Genomic DNA, 14,193 nt, shown 5'->3' with positions numbered 1-14,193 from the left:
AGGAAAAAGAGAAAAGAGGGAACGGAAGAGAAGAATGGCACCCACAAACAAAGGGCCAAGCAAAAAATCAGGGGATGCACCGCATCTTGCGGAGCATCCCCCTCTTCATTTAGTTTATAAAGTCTAAAGAAAATTATTCGAGGATAACCACACGGTTCAGCATATCCTTGCCAAACATGTTTTCAGTACCACCGAAGCCTACGAGTTCAAGCTGGTCTTTGTTAACGCCTTCAGCAATCAAAGCATCGTAAACCACCTGAGCACGCTTTTCAGACAACTTCTGGTTGATAGAAGCACTACCCGTAGCCTTATCAGCATAACCGGCAATCTTGTACTTCTTGTCGGGGTTAGCCTTCAGGATCTTGGCAGCCAACTGGATGTTAACCTTGCCATAGTCGTCCAGACGAGCGCTACCGAGTTTGAAGAAGATAGCACGCGGACCAGCCACCTGTACTTCAGTAACCACTTCCTTCACCTGAGGTTCAGCCGTAGCTACAGCGTTCTTCGTATTGGCCAGGTCAGTCTGAGCCTGTTCGAGTTCGCTTCTGTACTTGTTGATTTCTTCGTTCAGAGCATCGATGTCCACCTTAGACATATAGGGAACGAACTTCTTGCCGCCGAAGGTGTAAGTAACACCGGCACCGAAGTACAGACCACCTACTGTGTTGGCAGCAGACAAGTAACCCAAGTAAGAAGGTGCGAGTTCGCCGCGGGCTTCTACGTCGATGTCCACATATTCGCTGACATTGAACTTACCTTGCAAACCGATAGAACCGTTGATGAAAGCCTTACCCTTGGATTCATTGGCGGGAACACGCTGCCATGAATTGGGAGTGGTCTCAATGCGCGCATTGGCAGTCTTGGCAATCGTCAGACCCGGACCTGCGAATACCGACAGGTTGAACAGACGATCGGGATTGTAACCCCAGATAGCATTGGAGATATTGAACATACCATCCAAACGCAACTGACCTACATTCTTGTGATAGCTGGCTTCCTGACCAACAGCAACACCGTTGACAAAAGTACCATAAGAATTGAAAGAATCGAAGTTGGCTCTCCACAGACCACCTTGTCCACGGATACCCCAAACGGGGCTGAACCACTTACCTACTGAAATCGTGATGTGGGGAGCAGGACTTCCAAACTTGCCTTCGCTCTTACCCGCATTCACCATAGAAATGCCGCCGGTAACGCTTACGAATATGTTATCCGTAGCTTTCTCGCTGACGTATTTCTCTTTCGTCTGGGCATTTGCAGACATTGTTGCACCTGCCAGCACTAAAGATAATATTACTAATTTACTTTTCATTGTTTTTTTGTTTTTAAACTTTTTCTGTTTATTTGCTCCGACCATTTCCTTACTTCAGATGAATCACAAAAGTAAGGCCGCCGGTAAAGTACTTCATTCTTTGCAATTCTACCTGCGCGTGCAAATGGTTGAAAAGCAAATAGGTGGCACCCACAGCGAAATCTTTCGCATCATATTCGGCTATGAGCCTCAATGGAGTGTGGAAAGAAGGATTCCACGTAATGCCTACACCTGGTCCGTTCAGCGGATAGTCATTGCGGTGGTTGAAAAGCCAAGAGAGGTGAACACCAATCTGCTCTTTTCCTATCGGGATAAATTTGGTTGCCGCCACATAGAAACGGCAGAAATACCCATTACCGTCCGTCGATGAAATCTGTCCGTCGCCCGATTCGGTGTAAGGGTCCGAGGTCCCCACTACCACAGCAGGCATATACTTCCAAAATTGGCCCTCCTTCAAAAGCCGCAACCGGAACGAAAAATATCGGTCCTGGTTCGTAAACTTACCTTTCCCAACCTTCCAGTCAATCCCGATGTGCTGCGATTGAAACAAGGTGGCCGTATAAGCCACTTCCAGCCACGGGAAGATGGTCACATTCAGGAAGTAGTTGTACGTATGATAGGTCCAACCGGCAGGAGTAATCTCCCTGTTTAAAAAGTTACCACCGATCAGCACCGTCTTGTCACGCTGCATCTCTGCCGAAGGCGCATGGAGCAGACCGGTGGTACCATAAGTCAACTGAGCCAAAAGCACAAACGGAGAACAGATGAACAGACTAATCAATATGATTTTGCGTATCATTCTTCTACGTTTTAATGCTTTTATTTTGATAACTTACAAACGTCAGATTAAATTAATAACCCATGTTGTTGTTACCACCACCGGCACCGTTCACAGAACCGTGATTGTCATGCCAATCGTGACCATCGTGAGATTCGTAAGAGAAGGTGATAACCCAGTTAGACTGATAAGTTACAGTACCTACTACGCCACCGAAAGACAGAGGTTCAACAGCAAATACCTGAGTCAAAGTCCAAGTAGAGATAGAGCAACCAGGACGACCCGGCAGAATAACAGAGCGTTCACCCAGCGTCAGGCCATAAGGCAAGCCCAAAACATTAGAAGCAGATGCATTCCAAATCCGGCCATCAGTAAGAGCTTTTGTGAAGATGTCATCAGCATCTTGAGAAATCGTAGAAGCAAAACCAGAATAGTAAGGAGCTGTGATTTCCAAATCTTCACCAATAGCAGAATTAGTTACCTCTTCAGCTGCATAAGTAGCTACAATATTACCATCTTCGTCAGTTGTCAGAACAACGCTTTCAGGAAGAACATTCTCCAATTCGGTCTTAAGAAGAGTATACTCTTCATCGCTCACCGGATAATTATCCTGCAAAGGATCTTCTTCCAGCAAATCAGAAGCCGTAACACCAACCAAAGCGAAATCTGCATTACCAACAGTTACAGTACCATTGCCCATAGCGGGGAAGAAAATAGTACGAGAAACATCACGATAACCATCAGCAACTACAGCCACTACGAAAGATGCGCCAGCATCACCAACCGATACTTCTTGATTGAAAGCACCATTGGTAAGAGTTACCGCTGTACCATCAATAGTCACTGTTGCATTCGTAACAATATCGCCAGTTTCTGCATCAGTGATGTTACCTGCGATGTAATACTTCGGAGCAACAGGCTGATCCGGCTGAATAATGTCCACGTTCTCAGAATCATAGCAGCTTGTAACTGTCATACCCACTGCTAACAAGGCCAGCGCCATTTTAGCGCCGAGACCAAACAACTTACTTTTCATTTTCATCTCAATAAAAAAATTAAAAATTTAACAATTCACTCTTTATAAAATATGGATTAAAACTATTTTCCCTCAAGGTGTTGTCATTCGAGTTGTTGCGGAATCCGCTGCCATAATACAGTTCATTTCCTGCATTATAACGAATGCCAAAATCACCTCCAACCACACGCGGGATGTATCCTTTGCGTTTATATTTATACGGCGGCAAGGCTATCTGAAACAAGAAACCTGCATTAAAGCCGTTATTTGCCGCATCATCTTTTCCGAACACCTTCAAGCCGTAGAACCCGATAGAGGCATAACGGAAATGACGGACCATCTCGCCACGCAATCCGAATTCTTCCATGAGGAAGCGTTCCGCCTTGATGGAGAACTGGGTATTGTATTTCGGCCAATAAAAGCTTCCACCCACATGCCCGGTCAGCGTCCACTTATGGCCGTGATAATAAGCCCAGTGATCAAACCAGCCACGCCCGGTGTATGCCAACCGCGCATCTATATAGAAACGCTCATCTTTAAAATGATGTTTGGCACGAACGTCTACTCCCCAGCGGAAATTATTAAAAAAGCCGACGCTTGCCGTCAGAAATGTATTCTTCGGCAAACGCACCGACTGCGACAGCGTCACATAACCGGGTCGTATCTGTTCGTAACGCGCCCCATAATCATTTACTATCGGGAAAATGACTTGTGCCGTAGCTTTCATACCTTTCCACAAAGAGATTTCAATGGCAGGAGATAGGTTAAGGACAATGTCATACATCCGCGAGAGTTTAAAATTCTGGAACATAAACTCCGGATACACCACAATATCAACCTTGAACAAAGAACTATTCTTTCTCTTCACCCTCCTCACCTTCTGCCAGGAATCTTCCAAGTCATAGCTGACATTCCAGTCGCGACGTTCAGCCACTGCGGCGGTATCCCCTTTCACAGGTTGGTAGTAAAGAGAAATCTGAGGCACATTGTTATCCAGCACAATAATGCGGCAAGCCTTTTCTTCCGGCAGGCCCATATTCTGAATAACATCCACAGCCTTTCCGATACCGACTCCCTGCAAACGATATGCCGAATTCTGCAACACGTACACACGTTCATCCGCATCTTCCGTGCACCCGACATTCTCAAAGCCCATCTCTACCAAAACATCCACTGTGCTCTCTCCCGTCACGGATTGCGCCTTGGCAATCACCACACCTTGCAAGAAAAACACTGCAAGCAGGATTATTGTTTTAGCAGTTAGGCACTTTGTCATGTCTAAGTATCTGTTATACCTCATTCTTTTCATTTATTCTTGTATCTAAACGATACAAAATACGGTGCAAAAATAGGCACATTTTTTATAACGCCAAAGAAATAGCAAAAAAAAATAAAGACTGACGCGGAAATCGGCAAGAATATGTCATATTGGAACTATCTGCCTGACAACAAGGACCGACAGAATGTCACAGAAGGACATACGGTCATCCGGTTCCGGATGAGAAAGCCAAACCTGCATTTGGGAAAGCTAAACCTGCATTTGAGCAAGCTAAACCTGCATTTGAGAGAGCCAAACCTGCATTTGAGCAAGCTAAACCTGCATTTGAGCAAGCCCGATGCCCCGTGAAGGGAGACAAACTTCCGGCACCAACCGGAAACTCCCCCACCCATGCCTTCACGCTTTCACGCCATTCCAACAGGTTAACTATAAGTCAGTTGCTGTGAAAGATAAAACATTCACGCTGCTTTCACACACCTTTGCCGGAAAGGTATAAGAAGGCCGCTTCCAAGGTATAAGAATCCTGCCTCTAAGGTATAAGAAACAGGCACCAAAGATATACGAAACGGCAGTGAAAGGTAGGCAGAAGCACTATCTTTCACCACAAGCGGCTATATTTCAAACCGTTACACGACGTTGAAAGCGTGAAGGCTGTTTTTGCGACTCCACAACGCTCCTTGCAGGAAGCGGCGTGCAGTCAATACACAAATTTCACATTGTCTATCCAAAAAGAATTGCCCGGCGAACCGATGTATGCGCCGCCATGACTGGAAGTAAACTGGAGCTGGATGTGGGTAGGCATCTCATCGGCCGTCCCCCAGCCCACCTCTTTGATGGGCACGCTTTCCCCCTTGCTGTTGACGGCATAGCGTTCCTGCACCTGCAGGCGCATCATGTCGGGGTTGTAGTCCGGATGATTGGTTATATCACCATAAAGAATGGTATAAGTGGCATTGTTCTGCCAGCCGGCTGTGGTCTTGTCATAACGCACCACCATGGTTCCGATGCGTTTGGCATAGATGTTTCCGTCTTTGTCTTCCCAACGCTTCTGCAGATACAGGTTGACTTCCGGATAATCTTTCCCTTCCACGTCTTTGATTCGGCTGAAGCCCGTGGCGCGTATGCGGTTGGGGCGGTCGGACATCTTCACCTTGTAGTCAAAGCGAATGGCTTCCGGCTTCTTGGTGAAGGGGATGCCAGTATCAAGCATCCGCATCGGGTTCTTGGTGCCGGTAATAGGTTCATGCATTTCTCCCAAGAACACGGAGCCGGCAGCCAATACCGTAATATTGATGAAACCCAATGCTTTCACGCTCTCCATGCGCGTATCCATGCGGGCACAATAGCCATCGCCGCGTTTTTCGGGGAAAACCGATGTGTTGGTTTTGGTAATGCCTGCCACCCGTGCCATCACATTAGACGAGGCCCAAGGCGAACCTCCCATATTCCGATAGGCTTCATTACTGTTCAGCGTTTGTGTCGGCCCTATGGCATAGACATGCTTGGTTTCTCCACCAATGATGCCCGACTCTTGAATCTGGCGGTCAATCCACTGGTCCATGTTGCCAAAGGGAATTTCCTCCACGACTTCATCGTCTTGGGCGGCCAGGCGTCCGCACGCCAGGAAGACGAAGAGAAGGCTTAAGAGATAAAATCTTGCTTGCATACTCATGAGTTCTTTGTAAGTTCTTTCGTTTTATGGTAGAACAAAAATGGTTTTGCGACAAAAGGAATGGAACGCAGAGGCGCGAAGGCACAAAGCATCTCTCCGTGTATCAGTGTGCCTCTGTGTTCCATGAGAAGTCAGAGTTCGTAATTCCACTGCTTCAGGGCAAATCCCCAGTTATCCTGCACCAGACGCACGGTGCGGTCATCGTATTTATACTTATTCTTCTTATACCCTTTCTTGCCGCCTACATATTTTTCGATGGCAGCTTTCGACTCCGTGAAACCGGGCAGCGAAAGAGCCTGATAGATATGCTCGGTCATCCCCATGGCATCGGCCTCGAAATCCTCAAACTTCACCTCTATCAGATTGCCGGCAGGAATGCAGGCTTTGTCGGCCTCGTACTTGTGGTAAAGCTTCGCATAGATGGAAAGGATGTTGCTTTCCAACTGCTCAGGGGTGATGTCTTCCAGTTTTAAAGGCTGGATGGTATTGGTAAAAAAGCTCCGGGTACTCTCGAATACCGTATAGGGATTGCGCACCAGATAGATGAACTTGGCATTGGGAAACATCTTGACCAGTTCGCGCACCCGCCCCGTATGCGGAGGGTTCTTGCTGAGAAACTGCGTGCCGTGGGTATTCCACAAAGAAATCTTTATCAGCTTCATGAAAGTTTCTTCAAACACCTTCAGCTCGTCCGGCTCAATATCATTGAACAGCAAATATTTGTCGGCATACTCTTGCTGGTATTTGGGGAAGAACCAGAAGTTATAATAGGTATACGGCATCATATTGGCCAATGCGAACTCTTCTTCCTGCGGCAAATCCACAGCCAGCTCCATGTTGTCCGTAGGACGCTTGTCCGGCATCAGCCAGCTCATGTTCTTTTTGAAGAACGGCTGTCCCCACATCATCAGATGCGGGAACACAGTCTGGTACGTGGTATTATAGCCGAAATGGGCATCACAGGAAAAGACATTGTGCACAAAAGTAGTCCCGCTTCGCCAATGCCCCAGTATAAAGAGAGGGTCATGCTCCAGCGGCTTGTCTGCCAGCAATTTTTCATAACGCCGGTCCTGCAGGGAAACCAGCGTAGAAAGCAAGCGGCAGACAACCTTCGTCAGCCTGTACTTATTCCGATACGCCGGATCGACCACACGGCCGCGCGTCACCTGCCTGAAAGTCTTCCAGTCTGCACCGACCAAAGTATTGATGGGTAGTTTGTTGAATTCTAATAAGCCCATATTCCATTAACAATTAACGATTGACAATCGGTTCGATTCTATCTTGGCCTCCTTATTTCCGCACCACAATTTCCAGTCCCTGACGGTTCAACTCCTTCACAGCCTTGTCTATAGCCTCATAATGTTCGGGAGCAATACCCAACCGGGGCAAATCGAGCACCGGCAGGCCGGCATCGGCATGCATCTCCTCCTCTGGTACCGGGCCGATAATCATTCCCACTGCACTTGTATTGTTGCTGATAGGATCTATCAGGATAAAAGCTCCCGTCGCCTTGTTCTGCCGGTAAGGATCGAAATAGAGTTCCTGCGCAGTAGTTATGACCACATGGGCAATCTGGTTGAGCTGCATGGGCAGGGATTCTTTGGTAAGCTTGCCGTTTTCCAACGACAAATGCTCCATCGTGTTTACATCCACCTTGTATTTGATGCTGTCCACGTGCGAGCGGCTTGTATGTGTAGTCTGCTTGATAAAAAACGATTTGTTGAAATCCATCGGCTCCTCGTCCATCCACACCAGCATCGCTTCAAAATTACGTCCTGTCACGGGCAAGGCATCCGGATGCACCAGCATCTCGCCACGTGAAACGTCAATTTCATCTTCCAGCGTCAACGTGACAGATTGCGGCGGGAAAGCGTAATCCAACTCACCGTCATAAGTCACAATACTCTTGATATGCGATTTCTTGCCGGAGGGCAAAGCCACTACTTCGTCGCCTTTGTGCACCACGCCCGATGCGACCTTGCCGCAGAATCCCCGGAAATTAAGGTTGGGGCGTAACACGTACTGCACAGGAAAACGGAAATCTGTCAGGTTGTGGTCGTTGCCGATGTGCACCGTCTCCAGAAAATCGAGCAAGGCAGGCCCCTGATACCAAGGCGTACGGTCGGACTTCTGCACCACATTATCGCCATCCAGTGCCGACAACGGGATGCACACCACATCGGATACTCCCAACGGCTCAATGAAACTCCTGTATTCTGCCACAATCTCATTGAAACGTTCTTCAGAAAAGTCCACCAAATCCATCTTGTTCACAGCCAGCACCACGTGCTTAATGCCCAACAGAGATACCAGAAACGTGTGACGGCGGGTCTGCGTGATAACTCCCAGACGGGCATCAACCAGAATCACAGCCAGATTGGCCGTAGAACCGCCCGTAATCATATTGCGTGTGTATTGCTCGTGTCCCGGTGTGTCGGCAATGATAAACTTACGCTTGTTGGTCGAGAAATAGCGATAAGCCACATCAATGGTGATGCCCTGCTCGCGCTCGGCTTTCAGTCCGTCCAGCAAAAGGGCATAATCAATATGATCACCGGCATTACCCACGCGCTTGCTGTCGCGTTCCAACGCATCCAACTGGTCCTCGTATATCTTCTTGCTATCGAACAGGAGGCGGCCGATTAAAGTAGACTTGCCGTCATCCACGCTGCCTGCCGTCAGGAAGCGGAGCAAATCCTTCTGTTCATCCCGGTCAAGGAATGCTTTTATATCTAATTTATTGTCTTCCATATTCTTCATTCTTAAATCTTCGTTCTTCATTTAGAAGTACCCCTCACGCTTCTTCTGCTCCATGCTGGAATCCTGGTCGAAATCGATGACACGTGTGGTGCGTTCGCTCTTGGTGGTAGTCATCATCTCTTCCACAATCTTTTCGATGGTATCCGCTTCACTTTCAACGGCACCGGTCAGCGGCCAGCAACCCAAGGTACGGAAACGGATTTTCTTCATCTGAATCTTGTCGCGGTATTGTTCGGGCAGGCGGTCGTCATCCGGCATAATCAGATTACCGTCAATCTCCACGCACGGACGCTCCTTGGCAAAATAAAGCGGAACGATAGGAATATTCTCCAGACGGATATATTGCCAGATGTCCAGCTCCGTCCAGTTGCTCAGCGGAAACACACGGATGCTCTCCCCTTTGTGTATGCGGGCATTGTAAATGTCCCACAGTTCCGGGCGCTGGTTCTTGGGGTCCCACTGGTGGAAGCGGTCGCGGAAAGAGAAAATACGTTCCTTGGCACGCGACTTTTCTTCGTCGCGGCGGGCCCCGCCAAAAGCCGCATCGAACTTATACTTATCGAGAGCGTGCAGCAAAGCCTGGGTTTTCATCAAGTCGGTATGCACCTTGCTGCCGTGCGTAAAAGGTCCTACACCTGCCTTGAATGCCTCCATGTTGCTTTCCACAATCAGGTTCCAGCCATACTTCTTGGCATACTCATCACGGAACTGAATCATTTCCTTAAATTTCCACTTTGAATCGATGTGCATCAGAGGAAAAGGCACCTTGCCAGGATAGAAAGCCTTCTCTGCCAGGCGCACCATCACCGACGAGTCTTTTCCAATGCTGTAGAGCATCACCGGATTCTCAAATTCCGCGGCCACCTCGCGGATTATGTGTATAGACTCGGCTTCGAGTTCTTTCAGGTGGCTCAATTTATATTCTTCCATTTTGCAGACTATAGTCTTTGGTTATTTCTATTTCCTGTCCGGCCGAATTTTCGGCAATACAAGCGTTAGCAGTTCATTGACCGATTCTTCCACGCTGAGCACGGAAGTATCCAAAGTAAGAGACGGGTGCAGAGGAGCCTCAAAAGGAGCCGAAATGCCGGTAAAGTTCTTGATTTCTCCCCGCCGGGCCTTGGCATAAAGCCCTTTTACATCACGCCTTTCACACTCTTCCAGAGGCGTGCTCACATACACTTCCACAAAGTCGTCTTTCCCGATAATGCGGGCGGCCATTTCACGGATGTCATTGTTCGGGCTGATGAATGCCGCCAATGTCACAATGCCAGTATCTACAAACAGCCTGGACACCTCGGCAATGCGACGGATGTTTTCCACGCGGTCGGCCTCTGTAAATCCCAAATTGTTGTTGATGCCACTACGGATGTTGTCGCCATCCAGGATACGGCACAAGATACCGCGACGGTGCAATTCACGCTCCAAAGCAATGGCAATGGTGCTCTTGCCCGAGCCGCTCAGTCCCGTAAACCAAATCATCAGCCCCCGCTGACCTAACAGGCTTTCTTTGTCTGCCCTCGTCAGCATTTTGTCGAATATCGGATAAATGTGTTCCATAAAACAAATCAATTAAAGTTGCAAGCCCCTCCATGCTCCCACTTGGGGAGGCGGTTCTCCCTCAGCATCGAGTTTCCTTCCCGGCGGGAGGAGCCTATACCATCTTCGTAAACGGCCATATCAGCGGAATCAGCCCTACGGAAATAATCATCACAATAAAATCCATAGGAAGACCTATCTTCACAAAATCCGTAAACTTATAATTACCGGCGCCCTGCACTATCAGGTTGGTCTGATAGCCGATGGGAGTGGCGAAACCTGCCGATGCGGCGATGCAGATGGCAATAAAAAAAGGCATCGGGTCGACCCCGAACTTTGCCGCCGTCTCCAAAGCCAGCGGGAAAGCAAGCGCTGCGGCAGCATTATTGGTAATCAACTCCGTAATAAGAAGCGTCACCATATAAAGCAATGCCAAAGCTCCCCATGCTCCCAGCGAACCTGCCACACTCTTGATAAAATTGGCAATCAGTGCCGCCAGTCCCGACTCTTCCATCGCCGAACTGATGGCAAAAGCACAGGCTATGGTGATAAGGATGTCCCAACTGATGTATTTCGTATATTTCTTAGGCGGAAACATCTTAAGCCATGCCATCACCACAGCAGTTACGGCTGCAAAGAAAAACATATCCATCTTCACTTTGGGGAAGTGCTCCTGAAAATAAGGCAACTCGCCAATAGTGGCTCCTACAATCATGACAATAAGCAGTGAAAAGGCCGTCCACTTCTTCCATGACGGGACCGGATTGGCCGGGATTTCCTGCCCATTGGTCATCATCAGGAAAACGGACGAATCTCCCCACGTGCGGGTAAAGGCATCATCGGCCAGCAGTACCAGCGTGTCACCTTCCTGCAGCCGGACCTCACCCAGGTTCTCCGTAATCACTTGTCCATTCTGGCGTATCTCCTTTACTTCTGCCCCATAACGCCGCTTAAAATCGAAAGTCTTCAGTTTGCGTTTCAACCCCGGAAAGCGCGAGGCCAATACCACTTCTACGATATGGCGCCCGGTATCTTCTGCCGCATCTGCCTCTTCCTCCTCGAAATTATCAGAGCGGTCGGCCGGCAACAGTTTCTTGGAAGCCAGCACAATGAACAACAGTCCCACTACCGTAATGGGAATGCCGATAAAAGCCAAATCGAACATTTTCAGTCCACCCAGCCCACGGTCTATCATCATACCATGCACCACCAAGTTGGTGGATGTCCCGATGAGGGTACACAGACCGCCCAGAATAGTGGCATAGGACAAAGGTATAAGGAACTTGGTGCAAGACAAACCGACTTTTCTTGCCCAGTTCTTCAGTATAGGAGCAAAAATAACCACGACCGGAGTATTATTAAGAAAAGCAGAAAAGGCACTTACCACCGGCAAAATGCGCAGCTGCGCTTTAGTGACCGACGTACCTTTCTCCGGCAGAAGTTTCTTGACCACCGTCGTCAACGCACCGCTTTGCCGGATTCCTTCGCTTACCAGAAACAGCAACGCTACAGTAATCATGCCCCGGTTGCTGAAACCGGCCACCATCTGTTGAGGAGTGATGATGCCCGCCACCATGAACAGCACCACCAGACTCAGCAGTACAATACCCGGGCGCATCTTGTCAAGAATAAGCGCCACCAGCATTCCGACCAATCCCAACAATACAAAAATTATCTCGAAACTCATAACCTCAGATCTATGTTATATCAATCGGCCATGCGACCTGCTTCTGCAGGGAGCACAATGAACCACGGATTCAACAAATCTCCTTTATTATAGCGCAACGGTCCCTCACCTCCTGCCTGCCAGATTTCTCCGCCCACGGCACGCATGATAGCATGCCCTGCTGCCGTGTCCCACTCCATCGTAGGTGCAAAACGAGGATATACATCAGCCTTGCCTTCGGCCACCAGGCAAATCTTCAGTGAACTTCCACTGGAACACAATCTTACAGTTGCATGTTTCTGCCGCATACGTTCTATATACGCTTCCGTTTCCGGGGTAGAATGCGAACGTGAGGCCACAATGACAAACTCATCCCGCTGTTCTTTCAACGGCAAGCGTACAGCCCGGGCTGTCAAATCGCCCAACGAAGCGCCATCCAGCCGGGTTATGTTCTCTATCTTGAAAGCCCCCAAGTCTTCGGAGGCAAAATACAGACACTGCTTTACCGGCACATAAATGACCCCTGCAACCGGAACACCCCGGCGCACCCAGGCGATATTCACGGTAAACTCTCCGTTCCGTTTAATGAATTCCTTAGTACCGTCCAGGGGGTCCACTATCCACAGTTCTTCCCACGCAGCTCTCTGTTCATAAGGAGTAAGTTTTCCCTCTTCGCTCAACAGAGGATAAGGGCTCCCTTGCCGGAGCAACCGGCTGATGGCCTGATGGGCACGTTTATCAGCAATGGTCAGCGGAGAATTGTCAGCCTTTCTTTCCACTTGGAAGTCGGACTTCGGGTCAGTATAAACCTCCATAATCTCCGCTCCGGCCTGCAGAGCGGCGTCTATCGCGCAAAGTATATATGCTTCTTCCATATTCAGTATTGTATGAAGTCGCAAAAATAAAAACTTTTCTATCTTCAAAAGTTTTCATTATCAGAATTATAACTTCTTTTAACTTCATCCTATCCTCTTTTTCGGGAATAATTGTCCCTATGTAAGATAAGGCAGACACCTGAAAGGCCATAAAAAAACCAGATACCGGGCAATACTCTCCGCATTCCCGGAATCTGGCTCCTACAATCTTTCAGACATTTCCAGCCTGATTACTCCTTCATCACTTCACACGATACAGCAACCAGGAGCCCTGAAAATCTTTGCGGTTAGGATATTTGGCCTTGAAGGCATCGCGAGCCGCAGCCGCCGAAGCGCGGTCGGCATAAGTGCTGACAACCACACGATACATGGCGGCATCAGCATTGAACACGATAGCCGGCGAATAGCCTTCGGCTTCCAAGAAGCTTTTCAGCCCTTCGGCATTGGCCTTGATACCGAAACTGCCGCACACTACGCTGTAATCAAGCAGACCGTTGTCGCCCGACACAACCGTTACCTTTTCGTGACGCACATCGTCATTCTGCACAGCCACCGGAGTGCTTTCCACCACTTTGGGTTCTTCGGTAGGAGCTGTCACCACCGGAGTTGTTTCCACCGGAGCCGGGGCTGCCTGCTGTTCAGCCAATTCCTGTTGTTTAGCCTTCTCATAAGCTTTGCTATACGCACTTTGACTCGACTTGCAAGAAGAGAATGCCAAAGTCATGCACACTCCGATACCTAACAAAATTGTCTGTTTCTTCATTTTATATTCCTTTTGCGTTAATAATCTTTCGGATAAGGCATTCCGCCTCCTTCTATTCGTTTCAGACAACAAAATAATAGAAAATCTGTCAGCCTTCAAAGGATTATGCACAAAAAAAATGCACCTTCTACCAACAGCGACAAATACACATTATTATATATAGACTACACATACTCCATACACGAACACTGCCGGAATTTCCGGTATTGGCTTTTCACTTGCTTTGTAAGTAATCAATCAGATTTGGTTTATATCAAACACAAAGACACAGAGGCACAAAGTTTCCGTAATCCGACAAGTCCTCGCAGGAAACAGCCAAGCGATAACGAGCATACTGCCAGGCGATAAGCAGGACGCTCGTTATATATAAGAAGCAGCAAACTGATTATCAGCCAAGTACCATCTTATAGAAATAGCCGTCGGAAAGTAAATATCACTCCGACAAGGCACCCGTATCCAACATGACAAGTAGAATGTCAAGAGAGAAATTATACATCTTTTCAATGATATTATACATTGCATGGGTATTTTGCA

Annotated in this window: 13 protein-coding genes; 1 reads left to right on the top strand and 12 read right to left on the bottom strand. The window is 48.3% G+C overall.

Features of this window, described 5'->3' with window-relative positions; translation table 11 throughout:
* Window positions 1-133: 133 nt before the first annotated feature.
* Genes B5F34_RS01955 through B5F34_RS01940 form a run of 4 tightly spaced genes read right to left on the bottom strand, consistent with a single transcriptional unit; the run spans window position 134 to window position 4,405 of the window.
* Window positions 134-1,312 carry an OmpA family protein gene (locus B5F34_RS01955; RefSeq protein WP_087334507.1) on the bottom strand — a complete coding sequence of 393 codons (1,179 nt, stop codon included), beginning with the start codon at window positions 1,310-1,312 and terminating at the stop codon, window positions 134-136.
* Window positions 1,313-1,361: 49 nt separating this feature from the next.
* The gene (locus B5F34_RS01950; RefSeq protein WP_087334505.1) at window positions 1,362-2,111 is read right to left on the bottom strand and encodes a YjbH domain-containing protein; all 750 of its coding nucleotides are present in this window, start codon (window positions 2,109-2,111) and stop codon (window positions 1,362-1,364) included.
* Window positions 2,112-2,163: 52 nt separating this feature from the next.
* The gene (locus B5F34_RS01945; RefSeq protein WP_162609270.1) at window positions 2,164-3,126 is read right to left on the bottom strand and encodes a DUF3869 domain-containing protein; all 963 of its coding nucleotides are present in this window, start codon (window positions 3,124-3,126) and stop codon (window positions 2,164-2,166) included.
* A gap of 19 nt (window positions 3,127-3,145) precedes the next feature.
* Entirely contained in the window at window positions 3,146-4,405 is a 1,260-nt protein-coding gene (locus tag B5F34_RS01940; RefSeq protein WP_140392932.1) for a hypothetical protein, read from the bottom strand.
* A 120-nt stretch (window positions 4,406-4,525) separates the two neighbouring features.
* Here B5F34_RS01940 and B5F34_RS01935 point away from each other — a divergent pair, with 120 nt between their 5' ends.
* Window positions 4,526-4,732 carry a hypothetical protein gene (locus B5F34_RS01935; RefSeq protein WP_087334502.1) on the top strand — a complete coding sequence of 69 codons (207 nt, stop codon included), beginning with the start codon at window positions 4,526-4,528 and terminating at the stop codon, window positions 4,730-4,732.
* 349 nt (window positions 4,733-5,081) lie between these two features.
* On the opposite strand, the gene B5F34_RS01930 is transcribed toward B5F34_RS01935, so the two are convergent.
* The 8 genes from B5F34_RS01930 to B5F34_RS01895 form a co-directional block, all read right to left on the bottom strand.
* Window positions 5,082-6,050 (bottom strand): PCMD domain-containing protein, encoded by a 969-nt coding sequence (locus B5F34_RS01930; RefSeq protein ID WP_087334500.1) that lies wholly within the window; start codon window positions 6,048-6,050, stop codon window positions 5,082-5,084.
* A gap of 137 nt (window positions 6,051-6,187) precedes the next feature.
* Entirely contained in the window at window positions 6,188-7,294 is a 1,107-nt protein-coding gene (locus B5F34_RS01925; protein WP_087334498.1) for a sulfotransferase, read from the bottom strand.
* A 52-nt stretch (window positions 7,295-7,346) separates the two neighbouring features.
* On the bottom strand, window positions 7,347-8,807 hold the full coding sequence (cysN, locus tag B5F34_RS01920) for a sulfate adenylyltransferase subunit CysN (protein WP_087334680.1): 1,461 nt from the start codon (window positions 8,805-8,807) through the stop codon (window positions 7,347-7,349).
* Window positions 8,808-8,837: 30 nt separating this feature from the next.
* A complete protein-coding gene (gene cysD / locus B5F34_RS01915) occupies window positions 8,838-9,746 on the bottom strand; it encodes a sulfate adenylyltransferase subunit CysD (RefSeq protein ID WP_087334496.1) in 909 nt (302 codons plus the stop codon).
* Between the two features lie 27 nt (window positions 9,747-9,773).
* Window positions 9,774-10,376, bottom strand: coding sequence for an adenylyl-sulfate kinase (gene cysC / locus B5F34_RS01910; RefSeq protein ID WP_087334495.1), 603 nt, complete (start codon window positions 10,374-10,376; stop codon window positions 9,774-9,776).
* Between the two features lie 94 nt (window positions 10,377-10,470).
* Window positions 10,471-12,042 carry an SLC13 family permease gene (locus B5F34_RS01905; protein ID WP_087334492.1) on the bottom strand — a complete coding sequence of 524 codons (1,572 nt, stop codon included), beginning with the start codon at window positions 12,040-12,042 and terminating at the stop codon, window positions 10,471-10,473.
* A 20-nt stretch (window positions 12,043-12,062) separates the two neighbouring features.
* Entirely contained in the window at window positions 12,063-12,896 is an 834-nt protein-coding gene (gene cysQ, locus B5F34_RS01900) for a 3'(2'),5'-bisphosphate nucleotidase CysQ (protein WP_087334489.1), read from the bottom strand.
* A gap of 241 nt (window positions 12,897-13,137) precedes the next feature.
* On the bottom strand, window positions 13,138-13,659 hold the full coding sequence (locus B5F34_RS01895) for an SPOR domain-containing protein (protein WP_087334487.1): 522 nt from the start codon (window positions 13,657-13,659) through the stop codon (window positions 13,138-13,140).
* Window positions 13,660-14,193 lie beyond the last annotated feature (534 nt).

Origin of the sequence: Mediterranea sp. An20, assembly GCF_002160055.1 — a bacterium.
In the GTDB taxonomy this organism is placed as follows: domain Bacteria; phylum Bacteroidota; class Bacteroidia; order Bacteroidales; family Bacteroidaceae; genus Bacteroides; species Bacteroides avicola.
Note: the sequence above shows the minus strand (reverse complement) of the source record. Positions and strands in the feature narration are given on the sequence as shown.

What these genes read in the sequence shown, in the direction of transcription:
- B5F34_RS01955 (WP_087334507.1), bottom strand. Translation starts at nt 1,312, where the DNA reads ATGAAAAGTAAATTAGTAATATTATCTTTAGTGCTGGCAGGTGCAACA.
- B5F34_RS01950 (WP_087334505.1), bottom strand. Translation starts at nt 2,111, where the DNA reads ATGATACGCAAAATCATATTGATTAGTCTGTTCATCTGTTCTCCGTTT.
- B5F34_RS01945 (WP_162609270.1), bottom strand. Translation starts at nt 3,126, where the DNA reads ATGAAAAGTAAGTTGTTTGGTCTCGGCGCTAAAATGGCGCTGGCCTTG.
- B5F34_RS01940 (WP_140392932.1), bottom strand. Translation starts at nt 4,405, where the DNA reads ATGAGGTATAACAGATACTTAGACATGACAAAGTGCCTAACTGCTAAA.
- B5F34_RS01935 (WP_087334502.1), top strand. Translation starts at nt 4,526, where the DNA reads ATGTCATATTGGAACTATCTGCCTGACAACAAGGACCGACAGAATGTC.
- B5F34_RS01930 (WP_087334500.1), bottom strand. Translation starts at nt 6,050, where the DNA reads ATGCAAGCAAGATTTTATCTCTTAAGCCTTCTCTTCGTCTTCCTGGCG.
- B5F34_RS01925 (WP_087334498.1), bottom strand. Translation starts at nt 7,294, where the DNA reads ATGGGCTTATTAGAATTCAACAAACTACCCATCAATACTTTGGTCGGT.
- cysN (WP_087334680.1), bottom strand. Translation starts at nt 8,807, where the DNA reads ATGGAAGACAATAAATTAGATATAAAAGCATTCCTTGACCGGGATGAA.
- cysD (WP_087334496.1), bottom strand. Translation starts at nt 9,746, where the DNA reads ATGGAAGAATATAAATTGAGCCACCTGAAAGAACTCGAAGCCGAGTCT.
- cysC (WP_087334495.1), bottom strand. Translation starts at nt 10,376, where the DNA reads ATGGAACACATTTATCCGATATTCGACAAAATGCTGACGAGGGCAGAC.
- B5F34_RS01905 (WP_087334492.1), bottom strand. Translation starts at nt 12,042, where the DNA reads ATGAGTTTCGAGATAATTTTTGTATTGTTGGGATTGGTCGGAATGCTG.
- cysQ (WP_087334489.1), bottom strand. Translation starts at nt 12,896, where the DNA reads ATGGAAGAAGCATATATACTTTGCGCGATAGACGCCGCTCTGCAGGCC.
- B5F34_RS01895 (WP_087334487.1), bottom strand. Translation starts at nt 13,659, where the DNA reads ATGAAGAAACAGACAATTTTGTTAGGTATCGGAGTGTGCATGACTTTG.